The sequence below is a fragment of the Agromyces sp. NPDC058484 genome, assembly GCF_042720415.1.
Lineage (GTDB): Bacteria > Actinomycetota > Actinomycetes > Actinomycetales > Microbacteriaceae > Agromyces.
On record NZ_JBHXMP010000031.1, the window covers coordinates 1 to 1,932 of the forward strand.

The 1,932-nt window shown below is 65.9% G+C and carries 2 protein-coding genes; one reads left to right on the forward strand and one right to left on the reverse strand.

All coding sequences use genetic code 11. The annotated features are described in order from the left end of the window. Positions 1 to 96: 96 nt before the first annotated feature. Entirely contained in the window at positions 97 to 1,368 is a 1,272-nt protein-coding gene (locus ACFWN7_RS17105; RefSeq protein ID WP_376940065.1) for an MFS transporter, read from the reverse strand. Positions 1,369 to 1,465: 97 nt separating this feature from the next. Here ACFWN7_RS17105 and ACFWN7_RS17110 point away from each other — a divergent pair. Next, positions 1,466 to 1,932, forward strand: a 467-nt coding sequence (locus ACFWN7_RS17110; protein WP_376940066.1) for a TetR/AcrR family transcriptional regulator, incomplete at its 3' end; no start/stop codon positions are given.

Genomic DNA, 1,932 nt, shown 5'->3' on the forward strand with positions numbered 1-1,932 from the left:
GACGACGTGCGAGCCGTCGCCGATCTTGAGCGATCCGTCATGGGCGATGAGGCGGGCGGGTGCGGGGACGAGCGGGAAGGTCATGTGTCCAGTTTCCTATCGGACGGATTTGATGGGGGCGATGCAGAGTGCGCCGATGATCGCGAGCGCGATGGCGACCGGGAACAGCCCGATGTAGCCGAGGCCGACCACGATGGCGCCACCGAGGAACGGGCCGATCGTCTGCGGCAGTGTGGCGGCGATGTTGAGCACGCCGAGGTCCTTCGCGAAGGTGCCCTCGGAGGGGAGGACCTCGCTCATCAGTGCGGCGTCGACCGACATGTAGGCACCGAAGCCGAGGCTGCAGATCGCGGTGAACACGAACATCCCGGTGACGGTGGGCATGATCATCGGGGCGAGCATCGAGATGCCCATCAGCAGTGCCGCACCGATGACGATGGGCTTGCGGCGGCCGATCTTGTCGGAGAGGGGCCCGGCGAAGGCCAGCGCCACGACGATGACGACGAGATGGACCAGGCCGAGCACGGGAACGAGGGCGACGGCGCCGTCGCCGAGGCCGATGTAGTCCTGCAGGAGGTAGAGCTGGTACCCGGTGATGATGAAGTACCCGGTGTACAGCGTGAGCCGGCTCATGAAGCCCCAGAAGAAGTCGGGGTGCTGGCGGGGGCTCACCCAGAAGGTCTTGAGGAAGACGACGAACGAGAACTTCTCGTTCACCCGGGAACGTGAGTCGGTGTCGGGGCAGAACACCACGAACAGCGCGATGATGACGATCATCAGGCCGGGCAGGATCAGGTATGCGGCCTGGATGTCGGACGCCAGGCTCGCGCCCAGGATCTGACCGCCGAGGATGCCGACCATCATGCCGATGCCGACGAGCGTCGAGAAGGCGCCGCGCACCGCCGACGGCACCCGGTCTGGCAGCAGCGCCGTCAGGGGGCTGATCATCAGGTTGAGCGTGATCTGCATGATCGTCCAGGCGATGACCAGCTGCACGACGCCGTTGGCGAAGCCCATGCCGAACAGGGTGAGGCCGGTGGCGATGGCGCCGCCCAGGATCCACGGGGTCCTTCGGCCGAACCGGCTCCGCGTGCGATCCGAGATCAGGCCCGCGATCGGGCTCACGATCATCGCCGCGAAGGCGCCGATCCCGGTGACGATCGCGAGGTTCGCGGCCTTGTTCGCCTCGTCGATGCCCTGGATCTGGAGCGGGAGGAGGATGCCGGGCACGGCGCCGACCACGATGTAGATCCCGAGGTTGACCGGGACGATGAATCCGAACAGCCGCTTCACGCCGGGCGAGAGCCGCACCTTGACCGCCGGGTTCGACGCCGTGATCGTCACGGTGTCGGGGGAAGAGTTCGACATTGAACAGCCCTTTCTGCTGTATCTAACAGCTGTAAGATAGAGTGAGCGTACGTGTATCGTGACCGGAGCGCAAGTGCGAGTGAGCAAAGGAGGACGTGTGGCACGCCGATTGACTCCCGAGGCTCGACGAGCCGAGATCATCGAGGTCACCCAGTCGGCCATCGCGAGCGACGGCTACCGCGGGCTCAGCCTGCGCGAGATCGCCCGGCGGTGCGGCATGTCCGCCCCGGGGCTGATGCACTATTTTTCCGACATGCCGACGTTGCTCGAGGCGGTGCTCGATCATCGCGACGAGGTCGACCTCGCTGCGATTCTCGATGACGACGGGTTCGACATGCCGCTCCTCGAGATGCTCGACACGTCGCGCGAGTACTACGCCGCCCGTCCGGCAGAAGCACGCAGTTTCGATCTGCTCGAGGCGGAGGCCCTCGACCCGGGCCATCCGGCGCACGACTACTTCGTGACGCGCAACGAGCGCACCTTCGAACGCATCCGACCGCAGATCGAGCGCGAGTTCGAGAACGGCGACGAGGTCGCGCGGGTGCTCCGACTGCTGCTCGACGG

Excerpts from the sequence above, each read along its gene's own strand:
- ACFWN7_RS17105 (WP_376940065.1), bottom strand. The coding sequence starts at position 1,368 with ATGTCGAACTCTTCCCCCGACACCGTGACGATCACGGCGTCGAACCCG.